General features: G+C 72.3%; 15 protein-coding genes. 8 read left to right on the forward strand and 7 right to left on the reverse strand.

Annotation, left to right across the window (positions count from 1 at the left end; translation table 11 throughout):
* Nucleotides 1-3: 3 nt before the first annotated feature.
* Genes ACFVGO_RS11545 through ACFVGO_RS11570 form a run of 6 tightly spaced genes read right to left on the reverse strand, consistent with a single transcriptional unit; the run spans nucleotide 4 to nucleotide 8,676 of the window.
* Nucleotides 4-3,183, reverse strand: a complete 3,180-nt coding sequence (locus ACFVGO_RS11545; RefSeq protein ID WP_380631434.1) for an amidohydrolase family protein — start codon at nucleotides 3,181-3,183, stop codon at nucleotides 4-6.
* An 11-nt stretch (nucleotides 3,184-3,194) separates the two neighbouring features.
* Nucleotides 3,195-4,070, reverse strand: coding sequence for a HemK/PrmC family methyltransferase (locus ACFVGO_RS11550; protein ID WP_359898891.1), 876 nt, complete (start codon nucleotides 4,068-4,070; stop codon nucleotides 3,195-3,197).
* Entirely contained in the window at nucleotides 4,067-5,317 is a 1,251-nt protein-coding gene (locus ACFVGO_RS11555) for an aminotransferase class I/II-fold pyridoxal phosphate-dependent enzyme (protein WP_359898889.1), read from the reverse strand. The genes ACFVGO_RS11550 and ACFVGO_RS11555 overlap by 4 nt, the downstream gene beginning before the upstream one ends.
* Entirely contained in the window at nucleotides 5,314-6,210 is an 897-nt protein-coding gene (locus ACFVGO_RS11560) for a prephenate dehydrogenase/arogenate dehydrogenase family protein (protein WP_359898887.1), read from the reverse strand. The genes ACFVGO_RS11555 and ACFVGO_RS11560 overlap by 4 nt, the downstream gene beginning before the upstream one ends.
* On the reverse strand, nucleotides 6,207-8,318 hold the full coding sequence (gene pabB / locus ACFVGO_RS11565) for an aminodeoxychorismate synthase component I (RefSeq protein WP_380631435.1): 2,112 nt from the start codon (nucleotides 8,316-8,318) through the stop codon (nucleotides 6,207-6,209). The genes ACFVGO_RS11560 and pabB overlap by 4 nt, the downstream gene beginning before the upstream one ends.
* 37 nt (nucleotides 8,319-8,355) lie before the next feature.
* Nucleotides 8,356-8,676: a chorismate mutase family protein gene (locus ACFVGO_RS11570; protein ID WP_359899017.1), complete on the reverse strand. Its 321-nt coding sequence runs from the start codon at nucleotides 8,674-8,676 to the stop codon at nucleotides 8,356-8,358.
* 214 nt (nucleotides 8,677-8,890) lie between these two features.
* Here ACFVGO_RS11570 and ACFVGO_RS11575 point away from each other — a divergent pair, with 214 nt between their 5' ends.
* Nucleotides 8,891-10,561 (forward strand): class I adenylate-forming enzyme family protein, encoded by a 1,671-nt coding sequence (locus tag ACFVGO_RS11575; RefSeq protein WP_380631436.1) that lies wholly within the window; start codon nucleotides 8,891-8,893, stop codon nucleotides 10,559-10,561.
* A 27-nt stretch (nucleotides 10,562-10,588) separates the two neighbouring features.
* Here ACFVGO_RS11575 and ACFVGO_RS11580 read toward each other — a convergent pair whose 3' ends face one another.
* Nucleotides 10,589-11,170, reverse strand: a complete 582-nt coding sequence (locus tag ACFVGO_RS11580; RefSeq protein ID WP_380543862.1) for a GNAT family N-acetyltransferase — start codon at nucleotides 11,168-11,170, stop codon at nucleotides 10,589-10,591.
* A 107-nt stretch (nucleotides 11,171-11,277) separates the two neighbouring features.
* On the opposite strand from ACFVGO_RS11580, the gene ACFVGO_RS11585 reads away from it, so the two are divergent.
* The 7 genes from ACFVGO_RS11585 to ACFVGO_RS11615 all read left to right on the forward strand — a co-directional run bounded on the left by ACFVGO_RS11585 (nucleotide 11,278) and on the right by ACFVGO_RS11615 (nucleotide 19,613).
* Nucleotides 11,278-12,516 carry an MFS transporter gene (locus tag ACFVGO_RS11585; protein ID WP_380631437.1) on the forward strand — a complete coding sequence of 413 codons (1,239 nt, stop codon included), beginning with the start codon at nucleotides 11,278-11,280 and terminating at the stop codon, nucleotides 12,514-12,516.
* A 248-nt stretch (nucleotides 12,517-12,764) separates the two neighbouring features.
* Nucleotides 12,765-14,078, forward strand: coding sequence for a phenylacetate--CoA ligase family protein (locus ACFVGO_RS11590; RefSeq protein ID WP_380631438.1), 1,314 nt, complete (start codon nucleotides 12,765-12,767; stop codon nucleotides 14,076-14,078).
* On the forward strand, nucleotides 14,075-15,439 hold the full coding sequence (locus ACFVGO_RS11595; protein WP_380350691.1) for a hypothetical protein: 1,365 nt from the start codon (nucleotides 14,075-14,077) through the stop codon (nucleotides 15,437-15,439). Before ACFVGO_RS11590 ends, ACFVGO_RS11595 begins: the two co-directional genes overlap by 4 nt.
* A 204-nt stretch (nucleotides 15,440-15,643) precedes the next feature.
* Nucleotides 15,644-16,849 carry a cytochrome P450 gene (locus ACFVGO_RS11600; protein WP_359898873.1) on the forward strand — a complete coding sequence of 402 codons (1,206 nt, stop codon included), beginning with the start codon at nucleotides 15,644-15,646 and terminating at the stop codon, nucleotides 16,847-16,849.
* A 3-nt stretch (nucleotides 16,850-16,852) separates the two neighbouring features.
* Nucleotides 16,853-17,077 (forward strand): ferredoxin, encoded by a 225-nt coding sequence (locus ACFVGO_RS11605; RefSeq protein ID WP_359898872.1) that lies wholly within the window; start codon nucleotides 16,853-16,855, stop codon nucleotides 17,075-17,077.
* 215 nt (nucleotides 17,078-17,292) lie between these two features.
* Nucleotides 17,293-18,573: a lipase gene (locus tag ACFVGO_RS11610; RefSeq protein ID WP_359898870.1), complete on the forward strand. Its 1,281-nt coding sequence runs from the start codon at nucleotides 17,293-17,295 to the stop codon at nucleotides 18,571-18,573.
* Nucleotides 18,574-18,584: 11 nt separating this feature from the next.
* The gene (locus tag ACFVGO_RS11615; RefSeq protein ID WP_380631439.1) at nucleotides 18,585-19,613 is read left to right on the forward strand and encodes an alpha/beta fold hydrolase; all 1,029 of its coding nucleotides are present in this window, start codon (nucleotides 18,585-18,587) and stop codon (nucleotides 19,611-19,613) included.
* Nucleotides 19,614-19,750 lie beyond the last annotated feature (137 nt).

Below are 19,750 nucleotides of genomic sequence, written 5' to 3' on the forward strand. Positions count from 1 at the left end.
CGGTCAGTGCTGGCAGCACTGACGCATGCTCCACTCCGGACGGTGCCAGTAGTGAGCGGGGTCCTGCGAGGCCGACGGCGCGGCCGGGCGAACGGTCACGGCGGCCGCCTCGGTCGCCCCGGCCGCCTCCGCCGCCTTGGCCGCCTTGGCCGGCCGGAACGGCGCGAGGATCTCCGGCACCGTGCGGGTGACGCCGGCCACCATGACCGACCGCACCGCGGCCGCGGCGCGGATGTCGGTCAGCGGGTCGCCCTCGACCATGACCAGGTCGGCGATCCTCCCCGGCGCCACCGCGCCCAGCTGGTCGCCGTAGCCCAGCGCCCTGGCGGCGTTGCCGGTCGCGGTCATCAGCGCCTCGCGCGGGGTGAACCCGTACTTCACCAGCACGCGCAGGTTCTGGTGCGCGCTGACGCCGACGTCGTCCAGCGGCGCGTCGGTGCCGAAGACGACCAGGCCGCCCCCGCGGTGCACCCGCAACAGCGCGTCCACCATGCCCTTGGTGATCCGCTGGTCGAGCTCGCTCTCCGGACCCGGCTGCGCGGCGCCGTCGGCCTTGGCCACCAGGCGCCGGTAGTCCCAGTCCGGGAACAGCACCTTGGTGCGCTCGTCCTCCACCAGCGACCGGTCGCCGGCGTACAGCTCGCTGGCGAAGATCATGGTCGACGACACCCACATGCCGCTGGCCACGAGCAGGTCCACCGCGTCCTGCGACATCCGGAAACCGGCGTAGCTCAGCGTGCGCGAGTAGTTCAGCCGATGGCCGCCGCCGGGGTGCTCCATGCCGTCCAGGCCGGTGTGCGCCGCCGGGTACAGATAGTGCGAGGTGACCGGCACGCCCATCGCGTGCGCCCTGGCCACGATGCGCTGCTCGAAGGCCACCGGCATCCGCATGTACGACTTGATCTGGTCGTAGTCCAGCCCTTCGGCGCGGTCCAGTTCCCGCTCCAGCTGCTGGGCGGTGTGGACCGGCCGCATGCAGTTGTAGAAGGCCCGGCTGCCGTCCAGCGCCTGCCCCGAGCCGAGGTAGCGGGGGCCGACCCTGGTGCCGGCCTCCATCGCCTCCCGGTTCTCCACCATCTGGTACGCGAGGTCGCCGGGCGACTTGCTCGTGGTCACGCCGTAGGACAGCCACAGCCGCCCCTGCCGGTCGCCCCACTGCTTGCCGCGCATGTTCCAGTGGTTGTGGGTGTCGATCAGGCCGGGCATCACCGTCAGCCCGGAGGCGTCCACGATCCGCGCGCCGCTGGGCACGCCGCCGCCCCTGGGCAGCACCGCCTCGATCGTCGTGCCGCGCACCACGATGTCGACGTCGCGGCGCAGCTGCTCGCAGGTGCCGTCCCAGAGCGCGCCCGCGCGCACGACCGTGGGCTCGCTGACCCGTGCCGGACGGTAGGTGAGGTCGGCGGTGATCGTGCGGGCCGCGCCGCCGTCGGGCCCGACGGTGCGCAGCACGCCGTTGCACAGGTAGACGACGGTGCCGTCCGCGCTGATCGACAGCGAGTCGGTGACCTCGTCGGTCAGCTGCTGCGGCTCGCCGGTGATGGTGCCGTCGGCGGCCACCGGGACCCGCCAGGCGAGGCTCTCCGCGCCGAACACCAGGTGCCGGCCGTCGGAGGTCCACAGCGGGCCGTCGTTGTCGCGGGTGCTGATCGACCGGTCCGGCCCGATCTCCTGGTACCGGACCTTGTTGTCGGCCAGGTCCACGGTCAGCACCTGGTTGTTGCCGTTCGAGGTGCGCTTGGAGTACGGCATCAGCGCGGCCAGCGCGATCCTGCCGCCGTCCGGCGACCAGGTCGGCCGGCCCGGCTGGTAGAGCGCGGGCAGCACCTGGCGCACCGAGCGGTCGGCGACGTCGAACACCCAGGTCTGACCGGACTCGTCCTGGTAGGCGATCTTCGCGCCGTCCGGGGAGAACCGCGGCGCGAGCTGGCCGCCGGGCAGATCGGTGAGCCGGTCGGAGCGCCCGGTCGCCAGGTCCAGCCGCCACAGGTTGGCGGTGCCGGCGCGGTCGCTGACGTAGACCAGGGACCTGCCGTCGGGCGCGAAGTCCGGGTCGGCCGCGAAGTACCCGTCGTCCACGACCTTGCGGGGCCTGCCGCCGATCGGCAGCAGCCACAGCGCGTTCAGCGCGCGGAACGCGACCTGCTTGCCGTCCCGCGACACCGCGGGGTCGGCCATGCCCTTCGCCCGGCGCGACGCGTCCGACACGAGGTTGCGCCGCTTGCGCTGGTAGTTCCGCGCCGAGTACGGCAGTTCGGCGGTGAACGGGATCTCCCGCACGGCCCCGGAGAGCGAGCGGCGGCGCAGCCGGCCGCCGGAGCTGTAGACGAACTCCTGCGCCGAGGTCCACGACACCGGCAGCGGCGGCAGGTCCTCGCCGGTCACGATCGCCTTGGCCCCGAGCATCACCGTGGTCCCGGAGCCGCCCACGCTCAGGTAGCTGACCTGGCCGTCCGGGGCGTAGACCGGCGAGTACACCATGGCGTCGCCGGGTACGCCGGGCAGCTGCCTGCGCAGGCCCGAACCCAGGTCCAGCTCCTCGATGGCGCCGTCACCGACGACGTAGGCCAGCTTCGTGCCGTCCGGGGACCACACCGGGGCCGCGTGCACCTCGTCGGCGTCGGTGACGGCGCGCTGCTGTCCGCTGGCGAGGTCCAGCACCCAGATCCGGCTGACGTGGTCGCGGTCGGAGGCGAAGGCCACCTGCTTGCCGTCGGGCGAGAACCGCGGCTCCAGGTCGAAGCCCCAGCCGGTGGTGAGCCGGGTGAGCCCGGTGCCGTCGGCGTTGATCATCCACACGTCGTAGGCGGTGTCGAGGAAGGACTGGAACACGATCCGGCGCCCGTCCGGCGACCAGTGCGGCCGGGTCGCGTCGTGCTCCGCCGGCGTGATCCGCTGGGCCCGGCCGCCCGCGGCCGGCAGCAGCCAGATGCCGCCGGCGATGTCCACCGCGAGCCGGCGGCCGTCGGGGGACACCGCGACCCCGACGTTGGCGCTGTCCCGCACGGTCACGCTGCCCTCGCCGGGACGGCCGTCCGGCTGCGGCGTCTGCGCGGACGCGGGCACCGCGCCGGCGGGCACCGTGCCGGCGGTCAGCCACAGCGCGCCCGCGCCCGCGACGACCGCGCCGCCGCGCAGCACCTGCCGGCGGGAGAGCCTCTCGGATGGTGACGTGTGTTCCATGGTCTTCCTCGTTACTTTCTGCGCGCGGTGGTGTACCGGGGGGTGCCCCAGTGGTCCACGCCGTAGCTGATGCCGGTGAAGGCGTCCTGTTCCCGCAGCAGGGACATGACCACGTCGGCCTGCTCGTCGTCGTGCTCGATCGCGACGCCGCCGCCGGAACGCAGCAGCCGGGTGGCGGCCGCCACCACCGCGCGGATCACGACGAGTCCGTCCTGGCCGCCGAACAGCGCGGGCCACGGCTGGTGCTCCTGCCATTCCGGCGGCAGCACGACGCCGTCCACCACGAACGGCGGATTGGCCAGCAGCAGGTCCACCGTGCCGTCCAGGTCGGCGAACATCGCGGTGTCGGTGACATTGCCGGCGTGCAGGATGATCGGGGTGTCGCCGAGCTCCGCCTGCCGCGCGGCGTTGCGGCGCGCCCAGGTCAGGGCCACCGGGTCGAGCTCGATGGCGTGCACGGTCGCGTCCGGCCGGGCGTGCGCGACCGCCAGGGCGATCGCCGCCGATCCGGTGCACAGGTCCACCGCGAGCGGCTTGGACACCCCGCTCACCACGTCCAGCCCCCAGGCCAGCAGCGGCTCGGTGTGCTTGCGGGGCACGAAGACGCCCGGGCCCACCGCGACCTCGACACCGCCGAGCACGGCACGGCCGGTCAGGTACTCCACCGGCGTGCGGTCGGCCCGGCGGGCGACCAGCTCCCGCAGCCGGGCCAGATCCTCCCGGCCGAGCGTGGCGTCGAGGGGCAGCCGCTCCACGGCGCGGCCCAGCACGTACTCGGCCAGCTTCTCGGCGTCCCCGCGCGGCTGCCAGGCGCCCGCCTCGGCGAGGGTCTTCTCGGCGTCCGTCAGGAACGCACCCAGCGTCGGTTCACCAATGTCGGCGGTCATCCGTTCCGGACTCCTTCCAGGATGTTCGCGGCCGTCTCCAGATGGCCGCGTTCGTGCAGCGAGGACAGGGCGAAGCGGATCAGACCGGTGCCCTTGGCCACGGTGGGGAAGAAGGCCGGCAGGATGAGCACCCCGGCCTCCTTCAGCGTGGTGGCCGCGCGGAAGGCCGCCTCCTCGGTGTCGAAGTGCGCACCGCGCACCGGGGACCGCAGACCGGCGTTGACGAGCCGGTTGCCGGTCAGCTCGTCGAACACCTCGGTGTTGCGCCACAGCCGCTCCTGCAGCGCGGCGACCTCGCCGTCGAGGTGCAGCCGGGCCGAGGCGACGTTCGCGGCCAGCATCGGCAGCATGATCGAGTGCCCGAAGACCAGCGGGTTCGCGAACTTGCGCAGCACGCGCACGTCGTCCTCGCTCGGCACCACCGCGAACCCGCCGCAGCCGCCGAACGCCTTGGACAGCGAGCCGGCGATGACCACGTTGGGCGGCAGCCGGTCGCCGAGCGCCTCGAAGGCGTAGCCGGCGCCGTGCTTGCCCGCGACGGAGATGCCGTGCGCGTCGTCGATGTAGAGGTGTCCCCCGTGGGGCGCCAGCGCCTCCAGGATCCCGGCGACGTCGATCAGACCGCCCATCGAGCCGACGCCGTCGATCAGCACGATCGGCGTGCGCCCGTCGCGACGGGCGTCGCGCAGCGCGGACTCCAGCGAGTCGGGCGTCTCCAGGTCGAACCGGCGCGCGGGGCCGATCTGGTCGAGGACCCCCCGCAGCACCTGCATCGAGGAGTGCGCGGTCCGGTCCACCAGGAAGGTCGCGCCGCCGGGCGCGATCGGGTAGCTGGGCAGCGCGCCGGCGCCGAGCAGCGGCAGCAGTCCCAGGTGGACGGTTCCGACGGAGGTGAAGGGGACGACCTTGTTGCCGCGGTACACCGTGGAGAGCAGGTCCTCCAACTCGCCGAGGTAGTGCGGGCGCATCCGGTTGCGGGAGGTCGACAGGTGCACGCCGAAGCGACGCAGCGCCTCCTCGGCGGCCGTCACCAGCGCGGGGTGCTCCTCAAGACCCAGGTAGGAGCAGGACACGAACTCCAGCGCCTCGGTGCCGTCCGCCAGGCAGACCACCTTGCCGGGCTTGCGGCCGGTGACCACGTGCCCGGTCAGGCCTTGCTCGAACGCCACGTCCAGGGAGTCGGACGTCTTGTTGATGCGGGACTCGACCCAGTTGGCCGGCTGTGTCTCCTGCTGCGGATGGATCATGTCGCCTCGATTCGGGTGGACGCGGACAGGGCGTCGAACAGGTGGGCGCAGGTGTCGCGGTGCTCGTCCAGGGCGGTGCCGAAGAGGTCGCGCAGCCGGCCCTGCGCCGCGGCGAACCCGGCTTCGTCGCCGCCGTCGATCAGGTCGGCCAGTCGGCGCACGGACGCGGCCAGCGCACCGCGGGCCCGCGCGGCGTCGGGATTGGCGACCTGGATGTCCCAGTACACCTCCGGTGTCCCGGAGGCGATCCTGGCCAGCAGGGCCAGCAGGGTCGCGTGCGGCGGCGGGGCGATCTCGCCGAGTTCGCCGATGTCGGTGCCGAGTTCCTCCAGCGCCAGCCCGAAACCGAGCACGCTGGCGTGGGTGAGCACCTGGGCGGCGGCGGTGAGCCGGTCGTGCCGCTCGGCGTCGAGCAGCACCGGTCGGCCGCCCCACTCGGCGAGCAGCCGCAGCAGTTCGGCCGCGGCCGGCCCGTCGTGCACCACGACGGTGGCGACCGGCTTGCCGGGCATGCCCAGGGCCGGCGCGAACATCGGGTTCAGGCTGACGGCCTGCACGCCCTCGACGCCCTGGAGCGCGGTCACCACGGCGTCCTTCACGGACAGCGTGTCCACCAGCAGCGCGCCGGGACGCAGGTGCGGAGCGATGAGCGGGATCGCGGCCAGCCCCGTGCGCTCGGGCACCGCCAGCAGCACCAGGTCCGCCTTGCCCAGCTCCGCGACCAGGGCGCCACCGGGCGAGGTGATGTCCCCGGCGATGTCGCCGCCGGCCGGGTCCACCACGACGACCTCGGCGCCCGAACCGGCCAGCAGCGAGGCGAACATGCCGCCGACCGCGCCGGCGCCGCCCGCCACCAGGCAACGCCGCAGCGACCGAACTCCGGTCCCGCTCATGCCAGTCCTCCCAGCGCGGGGCGCAGCGCCGTCGCCGCGACCGCGGTGAGCACCGCGCGCGATTTCACCACGGTCTCCTCGTACTCCTCGTCGGGGTCCGACAGCGCCACGATCGCGCCGCCGACGCCGAAGCTCATCCGTTCGCCGGTGGCGACCAGGGTCCGTATCACGATGCTCAGATCCGCGGCGCCGGACAGGGCGAACCAGCCCAGCGAACCGCTGTAGACGCCGCGCGGGCCCTCCTCCAGCCGGTCGATGATCTCCATCGTGCGCACCTTCGGCGCGCCGGTCATGGAGCCGCCGGGGAACGCCGCGCGCACGCAGCCGACCGCGCTCTCCTCCGCCCGCAGCGTGCCGCGGACGGTGGAGACCAGCTGGTGCACCGGCGCGTACGTCTCCACGTCGAACAGCACCGGGACGTGCACCGAGCCGATCTCGCAGACCGTGTTCAGGTCGTTGCGCACCAGGTCGACGATCATCAGGTTCTCCGCGCGGTCCTTCTCGTGCGTGGAGAGGTCCAGCTTGAGCAGCTCGTCCTGGTCGGGGGTGCCGCCGCGGGGCCGGGTTCCCTTGATGGGCTTGGACTCCACGACGCCGTCGGCGCCGATCCGCAGGAACCGCTCCGGCGACGCACTGAGCACCGCGACCTCGGCGAAGTCCAGGAAGGCCCCGTAGGGCACCGGGCTGATCCGGCGCAGCCGGGAGTAGGTGTGCCGGGGATCGATCCTCTCGTCCACGGTGACCGTGTTGGTCAGGCAGATCTCGTACGACTCGCCGAGCCGGATCTCGTCGAGGCACTCCTCGATCCGCTTGAGGTAGCCCTCGCGGTCGTGGCGCGGACGGGCGGTCTCCCAGCCGGCCATGTCGGCGGCCTCGGCGCCGGCCAGCACACCCGTGCGGCCCGAATCGTCCACGGCGGACCCGTCGAGCCGGGACAGCCGGGCCGCCGTCCCGTCCAGCCAGTCGAGCGCGGCCGCCTCGTGCTCCGGCGTGCTCAACGCCAGCAGGTACGACCGGTGTTCCACGTGGTCGACGACCAGCGCGCGGTCGGCGAACAGCAGGGCGGCGTCGGGGGTGTCGGCCCGGTGCGCCCGGGAGCCACCGGTCTCGGCCTTCAACTCGTAGCCCAGGTAACCGACGTAGCCCAGGTTGAAGTCGAACGGCAGACCGTCCGGTGTCGGCAGGGACCGCGCGGCCAGACTGTCCTGGAGGTAGCCGAAGAAGTCCCGGTGGACCTCCTCGACCCGGCCGTCCGAGTGGGTGACGGTGACCAGCCGCCGGCCGACGTCGTAGGAGACGTACTCGGCCAGCGGTCCGCTGTCGTCGCCCATGATCGAGAACCGCGAGCGTTCGTGGCGGGTCTCGCTGCTGTCCAGCCAGAAGCTGCGGGTGGAGCCGGAGAACAGTTCCCGGTGCGCCGCGTCCGGGTCCGGCTCGTGCGCCGCCTCGCGCACGTGCAGGCGCAGATCCGGCGTGGCGTCAGCGGGCGCCGGCCGCACGGCCGGTGGAGGCGGGGCGACGGCCGGAGCGGGGCGCGCGTCCATCGCGAGGTCGCGGAAGTTCGCCAGCAGCAGCCTGCCGTGCTCGCTGCTGATGGATTCGGGGTGGAACTGGACGCCCCACAGCGGGTCCGTCCGGTGGCGCAGGCCCATCAGCACGCCGTCCTCGGTCCACGCGGTGCGTTCGAGCACCTCGGGCAGGTCGGTGACGGTCAGCGAGTGGTAGCGCACCACCGAGAACGGCGTGGGCAGCCCGGCGAAGACGCCGTCGCCGGTGTGGTGCACCAGCGAGCTGCGGCCGTGCATGGGTTCAGGCGCGAGGCCGACCTTGCCGCCGAACAGGTTCGCGATGCCCTGGTGGCCGAGGCACACGCCGAGCACCGGCCGTCCCGACTCGAGGACGGCGCGGGAGCTGATGCCGAAGTCACGGGCCCGGTCGGGCCGGCCGGGCCCGGGGGACACCACGATGCCGTCGAACTCGGCCATCCGCTCCGCCGGGAATTCGGCGTCGTTGCGCACCACGACCGGCGCCCGGCCGGTCACCTCGCCGAGCAGCTGGTACAGGTTGTAGGTGAACGAGTCGTAGTTGTCGATCAGCAACATCCGCATTGCCCGGTCTGTCCTTCCTTCAGTGTGGCCGTGGTGCCTAGCTCGCCGGGGTGTTGCCCATGACCAGGTCCTCGACCCGGCAGGTCTCGGCGATGATCAGGTCGTACAGCCGGCGCAGGAAGTCCTGGTCGATCCCGTTGCGCTCGCCGTACCGCGCGGCCCGCTCCTGCACGATGCCGATGCGGTGCGGCTGCATCATCGGGACGCCGTGCTCCCTCTTGTGGTGGGCGACGCGCACACAGACGTCGATCCGGTCGCGCAGCACGTCCAGCAGACGGGCGTCGATGCCGTCCAGTTCGCCCCGCAGTTCCTCGAGTTGACGGTCCGCTCCGCCGGATCGTGCCGCCGAATCCCCCATGGTCACCTGGAATCTCCTCGTGATCGTCTCGCCCACCGAAGGGCTCTTCCAGATGTACCTGCCAACGGCGGTCCGCAGGAGCCCGCGCGGCGGTTGCGGCAACAAACGCGGTCTCGCGCAACAACCGAGGTCCACATGCGCAAGAAAGACCTTGTCGCTTCCGGCAGGCCCACGGACGATCGGTTCCCGGAAACCATCACCGGAAGGCGCGCCGATGACCTTGTCCGCTCGAACCCTGCTGTCCGCCGAGTCACGTGCGAAGCTCGCCGCGGATCCCCGTCTCGGGGGCGGGAACGTCCTGGAGTCGGCGCTGGCCGTCAGCCCGAACCCGGACCTGCCGTTCATCGCCACCGGCCGGCCGGTCGCCACCTGCGACGGCGGGACGACGACCGAGTTCAGCCTCCGCGGGCTGGACCGGCTCGTGCAGAGCTGGTCGGTCTGGTACCTCGACCGGGGCGTGCGGCCCCGGGACCGGGTCGCGGTCCACATCGAGGACTCCTTCGCCTACTCGGTCCACCTGCACGCGCTGGCGACCATCGGCGCGATCGCGGTGCTGATCAACAGCAAGGCCCCCAAGGAGAACGCGCTCGAACTGATCCGGCGCACCGAGCCGGTCGGCGTCTACACGACCCGCGGCCGGCGCGACCTCCTCGGCCCCGAGCTCGCCGAACTGCCGGGCTCGCGCTGGGTCGTACTGGCCGAGGACGTGCCCGCGCCGCCCCAGGCCGAGCTGGACGCCGCCGCGCGGTTCCGGCACGCGCCCGACGACCCGGTCTCGATCCTGCATTCCTCGGGCACCACGGGCTTCCCCAAGCCGGTGGTGCAGACGCACGCGTCCAGCGTCGCCGGCCCGCGGTTCCGGCTCACGAACTACCTGGACTCGCCCGACGACCTGATGATGGCCGCGCAGCCGCAGTCGCACCTGGGCTCGGTGGTGTACGTCAACTACGCCGTCCTGGCCGGCACGCCCATGGTCGCCCACTACGACCCCACCGGCGCCGACCTGGTCGACGCCATCCGCCGGTACCGGCCGACCACGGTGATGGCCTTCGCGCACGCGTTCACGGAACTGGCCGACGTCGAGGTCGCCGACGGCGCGGTCGACTCGGTGGACAGCTGGGTGACCATGGGCGACGCCATCCACGAGGCCCACCTCAAGGCCATCCTGGGCAAGCGCGACCCCGAGCTGCCCTCCGCGGTGTTCTACGACCGCTTCGGCGCCACCGAACTGGGCTGGGGCCTGATGGTGCAGCCGCGATCGCTGGCCTCGGAGCGCAACGACCGCTGCATCGGCCGTCCCGACGCGCTGTCCGAGGTCGTCGTGCTGCGCCGGGACGGCACCGCGGCCGACCGCGGCGAGATCGGACTGCTGGGCGCCAAGGGCCCCACCATCACCGCGGGGTACTGGAACGACTCCGACACCACCTACCGCAGCCGGCTGTCCGGGTACTGGCTGTCCGGCGACCTGGCGTACCAGGACGAGGCCGGCGACTTCTACCAGGTGGACCGGGCGGTGGACACCATCGCGACCGCGGCGGGCCCCGCGCACTCGGTGCAGATGGAGGAGCTCCTGCTCAACGAGCTGCCGGTGATCGTGGACTGCACGGTCGTGGCCGGCCGGCACGGCGGGAACACGGTCGCGGTGGCCCTGGTCGCCGCCCACGGCGAGGACCTCGACCCGGCGCAGCTGCTCGCCTCGGCCAACACCGTGCTCGGCGCGGCCGGCCACCCGACGCTGGCCGTGCTCGAACTGACCCGCTCCGTCACCGACATCCCGCAGGGCGTCACCGGCAAGGTGCTCAAGCGTCAGCTCCGTGAACGCTACGACACGCTCGCGGACTACCTCCGCGCGAGCGACCCCGCCGCGGTGGCCACCATCCTCTAGGCGGGCGGCCACCACGACGTGCGGACGTCATCCCCGGGCGACCGGGGTTCCCTCGGCGATGACGTCCGCGCCGGCCCACTCGGTGCCCAGCATCGCGTACACGGCCAGGTCCGCCCGCTGCCCCTTGAGCATCTCGCCCTGCACGAAGAACGCCTCCCGACGCATGCCGAGACGCTCCATCAGCCGCATCGACGAAACGTTGTTCCCGTTGCACATGCCGACCACCCGGTGGAAGCCGTACCGCTCGAACGCCAGCCGCAGCACCTCGCGGCCGGCTTCGGTGGCGTACCCGCGGCCGCCGTGGTCGGGGTTCATCACGAAACCGATCTCGGCGCGGCCCAGTTCGGCGCTCAGCCAGTCCAGGTTGAACTCGCCGATGAGCCGGCCGGACTCGCGCAGCTCCACCGCGACGGCCAGGTTGTCGCCCTCCCCCGCCAGCTCGGACTCCGAGATCCTGGTGGCCAGCGCGGTGCGCGTCTCCTCGCGGGTGCGGGCGTCCCACAGCAGGTACCGGGTCACGTCCGGACGGCGCTGGATGTCGTGCAGGTCGTCGATATCCGCCTCGGTGAAGGAACGCAGCACCAGCCGGTCAGTGACAACAGGATCCACGGGTGAGACTCCGAATTGGATTATTCGATGAATGGTCCAGCGGATACTAGCATCCGAAAATCGGCATTTAGGGGAATCGTGAACACCTTGTTCCGCGGAGTACGCCGGTGATCCGTCGACTGCCGTTGATCGCACTCGTCGCCGCGTGCGGCGTCTCCTCGTGCGGCGCGACGATGACGATGATCGCCCTTCCCTGGTTCGTGCTGTCCAGAACCGGCAGCGGCCTCCAGACCGGGGCCGTGGCCGCCGCCGAAACGCTCGGGCTGGTCCTCTCGGTGGTGCTGGTCGGCCCGCTGCTGGACCGGTACGGCGCGTGGCGCGGCAGCATCATGGCCGACCTGGCGGCCTCCGTCGCGGTGATCGCGATCCCGGCCGCGGAGGCACTGGACCTGCTGTCGCTGCCGGTGCTCGTGGTCCTGGTGTTCGGGATCGGCGCCGGGCGAGCGCCCTCCCGCAGCGCCAAACAGGTGCTGCTGCCCGCCGTGCTGGCCGCGACCGGCGTCCGCGTCGAGCGGGGCACCAGCGCGGAGGAGTCCGCGCTGCGCACCGGAGACCTGCTCGGCGCGCCGCTCGGCGGCATTCTGATCGGGCTGATCGGACCCACCTGGGTCCTGCTGGCCGACGGCGCGGCGCTGCTCACCGCGGCGGCGCTGGTGGGCCTCCTGGTCCGGCCCGCGGCCGCCGCCGGGCGCGCGCCGGCCGGCGGCGCGCACGGCTACCTGCGGGAGCTCAAGCAGGCCGCCGAGCACTTCCGGCGCGACCGGTTGCTGCTGGTCATCGGCGTGCAGTGCGCGGCCTTGAACGCCCTCACCGTTGGGCTGCTCTCGGTGCTGCTGCCCGCCTACGGACTGACCGTGTGGCACGACAGCACTCTGGTCGGCGTGCTGATCGCCGCGTCCAGCGGCGCCAGCATCCTGGGCACGGCGCTGTACGGCTGGCTGGGCGACGGCGGCCGTCGGTGGCGGGTGTTCGCGATCTGCTCCCTGGTCTCCGGCGCGCCCGTCTTCCTGGCCGTGGCGGCCGACCCGCACCCGGTGCTGCTGGTGCTGGTGGTCTCGGCCTGCATGATGGCGAACGGCCCGATCAACCCGGTGATCGCCGCGGTCAAGTACGCCCGGGTGCCCGAGGGGCTGCGCGGCCGGGTGTTCGCGGCGTTCCACGCCTCGGCCAACGCGGCCATGCCGGTGGGACTGCTGCTGGCCGGGGTGCTGCTGGACGCGGTCGGGCCGACCGCCGCGGTGCTCGTGCTCGGCGGGCTCTGCCTGCTCGTTTCGCTGTGGCCGTTCGTGTTCCGGGTTTGGCGGGAGTTGGACGAACCGGAACGCCTCCCGTCGACGGTCGGATAATTCGCGCAACAAATGCCGCCCTCAGCAAAAAATGCCGCCCCATAACGCAAAGAAGCCGGTCGTCCGGTCGTCCGACGGAATCTAGTGTTCGGGCGTCGACGGAATGGGAATGGGGCCACGCGAATGCCCGGTGCGGCCGGCCCGTCGGCGCCGGGGCCGCCCGGGCAGGAACGCGCGCGCTGCGCGGAGCGGTCCGGGCAGGCACGGCGATCGTGCGCGACGAGATCAGCACACAACGGAGGTTCCCGATGAACACCGGCATTCGGCTCGCCGCCGACCTGGACGCCATCAGCCGGGAGGAGATCGAGCGACTGCGGGCGCACAACTTCACGCGCTTGGTGGCCGCGGCCCGGCGCACGCCCGCGGTGCTGCGCCGCTGGCCCGGGCTCGACTCCGTGCACAGCCTGGACCGGTTGCCGGAGCTGCCCGTGCTGACCCCGTCCGCGCTGGCCGACGGCTGTCCGCCGCACTCGGTGGAGTTCCTGATCGACGGCGACCAGCCCGGCATGGTGCTTCGTTCCAGCGGGACCTCCAGCAAGGTCAAGATGATGTACCACTCCTGGGCGTTCAACGAGCAGGTGTCCGCGCTCGGCGCGCGCGGGCTGCGCGCGACCCTGCCCGAGCCGCCCCACCGGGTGGCGAACTGCCTCTACGGGGCCGAACTCAACGGATCCTTCCTGTTCACCCAGGAGGTCGCTCGGCTGCTCGGCGCGCGGGTGTACCCCCTGGGCAACGTCACCAGCGTCGCGGAGACGGCGAAGATGATCTCCGAGCACGCGATCGACACCTTGGCCGCGCCGCCGGGGTACGGGGTGGACCTGCTCACCGGAACGCCCCCGGACCTGCTCGCCTCGATGCGGACCTACCTCTACATCGGGGAGAGCCTCGGCGCCGGCCGCACCGCGGCGCTCACCGCCGCCCTGCCCGGCCTGACGGTGCGCTCGCTGGCCTATTCCACCACCGAGACCGGGCCCATCGGCTACCAGTGCCAGTGGCTGTCCGGCAACGACCACCACGTGCACGAGGACGCGATGGTGGTGGAGATCGTCGACGAGGAGACCGGGCTCGCCGTGGCCGACGGCGAGGAGGGCGAGGTCCTGGTCACGCCGCTGAGCGACACCGGCATGGCCCTGTTCCGCTACGCCATCGGCGACCGGGGCCGGCTGAGCACCCAGCCGTGCCGCTGCGGCAGCCGGGCCTCCGTGCTCACCCTGCTCGGCCGGGCCCGGCAGTCGCTGAACGTGGACTCCGAGACCGTCTCCGCCGACCAGTTGATGTCGCGGCTCGCCCGGTTGGGCATCACCGATCCCGCCGACTGCCAGTTTCAGGTGCTCTGGACCGTCAACCGGTACCGGGTGCGGCTGCTGCTGTCACCGAGCACGCCCGGGGACATCACCGTCGACGCGGTGGTCGCGGCCTTCGCGGACACCGTCGAGCTCAACCAGATCGTCACCGGCCCGCGCTGCCTGGGATTCACCGTGGAGCACGTCGAGCGCGGCGACTTCGAGCGCACCGAGCGCGGCAAGGTGCCCACCCTCTACCAGCGAACGGTCACCGCATGAACCGGAACCCCTGCCCCGTCACCCGGTCCTACCTGGACGAATGCGCCGCCGAGGGGCGCGACGGCCTGCGCGGGGTCGTCGACCACCTGCGGTTCCCGCCGCACTTCACCGCGGCCTTCGACGGGCGGGTGCTCGGCCGGCCGCTGTTCGTCGAGGAGACCGCGATCCGCGGCGTCGCCGACCGGCTCATGCGGTTCCACGACCTGATCGTCTCGCTGCCCGGCCGGCTCCACGGTGGCGACGTGTTCGCCTACGGCGAGGCGCTCGGGCTCGACCGCCGGTCGGTGGAGATCGTCCGCCGGAACGGACTCGTGCCGCCGATCCCGTACGGCCGGGCCGACCTGCACCGCGACGGCGACTCCTGGCGGCTGCTGGAGTTCAACATCGGCGCCGACCTCGGCGGCATGGAGCGGACCGGCGACATCCCGCGGGCGCTGATGGACGTGCCCAGGTTCCGGGAGTTCGCCGAGAAGCACCGGCTGACCTACCCCGACATCGGGGCGGGCATCGCCCGCATGCTCACCCGCTGCGCCGAGAGCGTGTCCGCCGCCGGCACACCGGTGGTCGTGATGCTGGAGAGCAACGGCCGGGTGGCCCGGTACCGGAAGTACATGCTGCCCTTCCAGGAGTACATGCGGGGCAAGGGAATCGACCTGCGACTGGCCGAGGTGGGCGAGTTGAGCTCGCCGGGCGGGAAGATCCACCTGGACGGCACCCCGGTGGACGTGATCCTCCGCTACGTGTCGGTGGACCAGATCCTCGCCGACCCCGAGGTCGCCGCGGCCATGGAGCCGGTCTTCCGCGCCCACGAGGAGGGCCGGACCGTGCAGCTGACCCCGATCTGTACCGACCTGCACGGCAACAAGGGCATCCTGCCGATGCTGCACGACCCCCGGTTCCGGGCCGCCCTGGCCGAGGACGAGCTCGCCCTGGTCGACGGAATGCTGCCGTGGACGCGGTCGATGGCCGAGGGCACGGTCGAGGTGGACGGCGACGTGGTCGATCTGATCGACTACTGCCGCGCCCATCGGGAGGACCTGATCCTCAAGCCGAACAACGACGCGCGCGGCGGCGGCATCGTCGCCGGCTGGGAGACGTCCGACGGGGACTGGCGGCGGGCCCTGACGGAGTGCGACCGGCGACGGTTCCTGGTGCAGCGCAAGGCCCCGGCGCAGCCGGAGCCGGTGCAGGACGCGGAGACCGGCGAGGTGCGGGACTGGCTCGCGACCTGGGGCGTCTACCTGACCGACGAGGGGTACGCGGGCACCTACATCCGTGCGCTGTCCGAGTCCGCCGGCAGCGCGGTCGTCGGCTGGGACGCGCTGCCGCAGCTCACCGCCGTGTTCAGCTACCCGGCCTGACCCGTACTCGCGGGCGAGCCCGGGCGCGGCATTGCCTTAACCTTCATCCATTGCAACGATCCATTGCGTTCGAGTTCAGCGTCATTGCATCAATTTACCGCCGCCGAGCTGGAAAGACGCGTTCCACGCGATTGACGTCGAGTCAGAAACGGCCGTAGCTTTCCAGTTATCCGAACGTGCGGCAACGCGAAACGAGGAACGGCCATGGGTGAATCCCCGCACACCGTCACGACCATGCCGGTGGCACGCCGCCCCGGCTGTCCCTTCGACCCGCCCGCCGAGCTGACCGACGCCCGCCGGCACGCGCCGATGAGCCGCTACACCTTCCCCGGCGGGCAGCCCGGCTGGCTGGTCACCGGATACGACCTGGTCAGGGCCGTGCTGGCCGACACGAGGTTCAGCTCGCGCAAGGACCTGATGCTCCACCCGACCATCGACTACGGCGACTTCCAGATCCCGCCGGCGCCGCCCGGGGAGTTCGTCCTCATGGACGAGCCCCAGCACAGCCGCTACCGCAAGCCCCTGACGGGCAGGTTCACCGTACGGCGGATGCGGCTGCTCACCGAGCGCATCGAGCAGGTCACCACCGCCCGCCTGGACGCCATGGAGGCGGCCGGGCCCCCGGCGGACCTGGTGACCGCGTTCGCCAAGCCCATCCCCGCCATCGTGATCTGCGAGCTGCTCGGGGTGCCGTACGAGGACCGGGGCTCCTTCCAGGAGCAGGTCGACTCGTTCATGAACGGGGAGACGAGCGACGAGGACATGATGGCGGCCTACGCCTCGACCCAGGAGTACCTGGCCGAGCTGGTGGCCGCCAAGCGCGCCGACCCCACCGACGACGTGCTCAGCGACCTCACCGACAGCGATCTGACCGACGAGGAACTGAAGGGGATCAGCCTGATCCTGCTCGCGGCCGGTCTCGACACCACCGCGAACATGCTGGCCCTCGGAACCTTCGCGCTGCTGCGCAACCCGGACCAACTGGCCGCACTGCGGGGCGATCCCGCGCTCGCCGACCGGGCCGTGGAGGAACTGCTGCGGTACCTGAGCGTCGCCAAGACCTTCATGCGGACGGCCCTGGAGGACGTCGAACTCGGCGGCCGGACCGTCAGGGCCGGCGAGCGGCTGATCCTCTCGTTCAACACCGCCAACCGCGATCCCGAGCGCTTCCCCGATCCCCATGTGCTCGACCTGCGCAGGCAGGACGGCGGACACCTGGCCTTCGGCCACGGCATCCACCAGTGCCTGGGCCAACAGCTGGCCCGCATCGAGATGCGGGTCGCCTTCCCCGCGCTGCTCGACCGCTTCCCCACGCTGCGCCTGGCCGTACCGCCCGAGGAGGTCGCCCTGCGCCCGGAGATCGCGGACATCTACGGGGTGAAGAGCCTCCCCGTCACCTGGGACGCGTGATCGATGAGGATCACCGTGGACGCCGAACGCTGCATCGGCTCCGGAATGTGCGTCCTGACGGCCGGCGAGGTCTTCGACCAGCGCGAGGACGACGGCACGTCGTTCGTGCGGCAACCCGAGCCTCCGGCCGGGGCGTTGGACGCGGTTCGCGAGGCGGTCGCCCTGTGCCCCGCCTCGGCGATCAGCCTGTCGGCCGACCCGCGGCACCAGGGCGGGTCCGACGCATGACCGTCCGGCGGAGGAACGGCGAGGTCCTCCGCCCGGCGGGTGCGGACCTCGGCGGCGACCGGTCTCCGTGAAGAGTGGAGCCGGGTCCCGCCCCCGGCCAGGTGGTGGACACCCATACCGGAACGCCGGAGGTATGTGACGCCTCCATAGGGATGGCACTGCGGCGTCCGTAGCGTGTCGCGCACTTGGCCCCCGGTGTGGAGGAGTGAACGCGTATGCGAAGGAACGGGCGTGGCAGGCGAAGAGGACTGGGCTGGGTGCTCGCGGGCGTCCTGGCGCTGGCCGGTGCGGCCGTCCCGGCGGGGCCGGCCGCGGCCGCGGTGCCGGCCAACCTGACCCTGGAGGCGACCTACAGCACCGTCGCCAACGGCTGGGACCGGGTCGAGCGCTACCTCGACACCACCACCGGCTTCCGGCAGGAGCAGTACCCGCCGGACGGCCGCGGCGACCAGGACGGCCAGCGGCTCACCTTCTTCGGCGGCGTCAAGCAGCCCTTCTCCGGCCGTTTCCTGCTCTACTCGGCCCCGGGCTGGAACACCGGCGCGCACCAGGTCCCGGTGCTGCTGGTGCACGGCGCCAACGACAACCCGGACCGCGCCTGGGCCAACCCCGGCGAGTCCGGCGGCTACGGCTGCGGCTCCATGTCCTGCCCGAACACCGGGCTGATGCAGAACCTGGCCGGGCGGGGCTACCGGGTCTTCGCGATCGGCTTCGCGCACAAGCAGGGCGACAACCTGATGCAGGCCCAGGAGGTCGGCGACGCCGTCGCGCTGATCCGTGCCAAGCTCGGCGTCCCGCAGGTGGACGTGGTCGGCTGGAGCAAGGGCGAGATGTCCTCGCGGGCCTACGTGTCCTCGGTGAAGCCCTCCTGGGGCCGCCCGTACGCGGGCGACGTGCGCAAGCTGATCACCCTCGGCGGCCCGAACGGCGGCTACGACTACCCGTTCGCGCACGGGTGGGCGCACGACTTCTCGATCTGGCCGCAGTGCGGCGGTGCCGTCAACGCCCCGTCCCCGCACCTGCGCATGACCTGCTACGGCACCTACACCGCGCACCCGGAGTTCTCCTTCACCCCCTCGGGCGGCTACGACAACTACCCGGGACAGCGGCAGATGCTGGCCCGCTGGGACTCGGTGTTCGGCATCGACCAGACCCAGCAGGACTGGTACACGACCTACTACGGCGGGCAGGGCTTCTACACCGACGGCGGCGGCATCCAGGCCGCGATCAACGCCGGCTCGCTGATCGCCCCGCTGCACCAGGCCGGGGTGCCCTCCTCGGTGACGGCCTACCTCCTGGCCGGCGGCACGCCCAGCATCGTCGGGATCTTCAACGAGAACCGCGGGCCCAGCGACGGCGTGGTCTTCGTGGCCAGCGCGCTGGACACCACCGGCTACGGCACCGTCGGCGGCACCGCGCTGATCGCCCTCGCCAACCACCTGCAACTCGGCTGGGACAGCGCGGCGAGCGCGCAGGTCGCCGGCTGGCTGAACTGAGGACATCCCGGATGATCACCGATCGACTGATCGCCACCGACCGGCTCACCGTGGGCTACGCCGAGATCGCGGGCCGCACCGGGGAACCCGTGGTCCTGGTGCACGGCAACGTCTCCTCCGGCGTCTTCTGGCACTCGACCATGACCGGGCTCCCCGCCCGCTACCGCCCGCTGGCCCCCGACCTGCGCGGCTTCGGCCGCACCGAGCCGCTGCCGGTGGACGCCACCCGGGGCCTGCGCGACCACAGCGAGGACCTGCTCTCCTACCTCCGGGCGCTGGCCCTGGGCCCGGTCCACCTGGTCGGCTGGAGCATGGGCGGCGGCGTGGTGCTGCAACTGCTGCGCGACCACCCGGAGCTGGTCCGCTCGCTCACCCTGGTCAACCCGGTCTCCCCGTACGGCTTCGGCGGCACCCACGGGGTGGACGGGCGGCTCAACTCGCCCGACGGGGCGGGCTCCGGCGCCGGCGGCGCGGCCCCCGATTTCGTCCGGCTGCTGCGCGAGGGCGAGACGGGCGCCGAGTCGCCGTTCGCGCCGCTCTCGGTGCTGAACACCACCTACGTCAGCGAGCCGCTGGCGGAGCCGGACCCCTACGTGGCGGCGATGCTGACCACCCGGACCGGGGAGGACCACTACCCGGGCGACAGCCGCACGAGCGACGCCTGGCCGGGCTTCGGCCCCGGCGAACGCGGGGTGCTCAACTCGATGGCGCCGACCCACTTCCGGATCGACGACCTGGAACTGGTCGAGCCGAAGCCGCCGATCCTGTGGATCCGCGGCACCGCCGACGTGATCGTCTCCGACACCTCGCTCTTCGACCTGGCCCACCTGGGCGCCATCGGTGCCGTCCCGGGCTGGCCCGGCGCGGACACCTGCCCGGCACAGCCGATGGTGGCCCAGACCCGCGCCGTACTGGACCGCTACGCCGCCGCCGGCGGGCGGGTGCGCGAGGTCGCGGTCGAAGGCGCCGGGCACAGCGTGCAGTTGGAACGGCCGAAGGAGTTCCTGACGGCGCTGGTGGAGGTGCTGGACGGGGCCTGACGGCGGGACGGCCCCCGGCGGGTCGAGCGGTCCTGACGGACGGGGAAGGGGGGGGGGGGGGGGGGGGTTCTGTCGCCCCCCCCCTTTTTCTTCCCCCCCCCTCCTTGTTTAGCCCCTCTCCCCCTTCTCCATTCTAC

The sequence above is a fragment of the Kitasatospora sp. NPDC057738 genome, from assembly GCF_042798815.1.
Lineage (GTDB): Bacteria > Actinomycetota > Actinomycetes > Streptomycetales > Streptomycetaceae > Kitasatospora > Kitasatospora lactacystinica.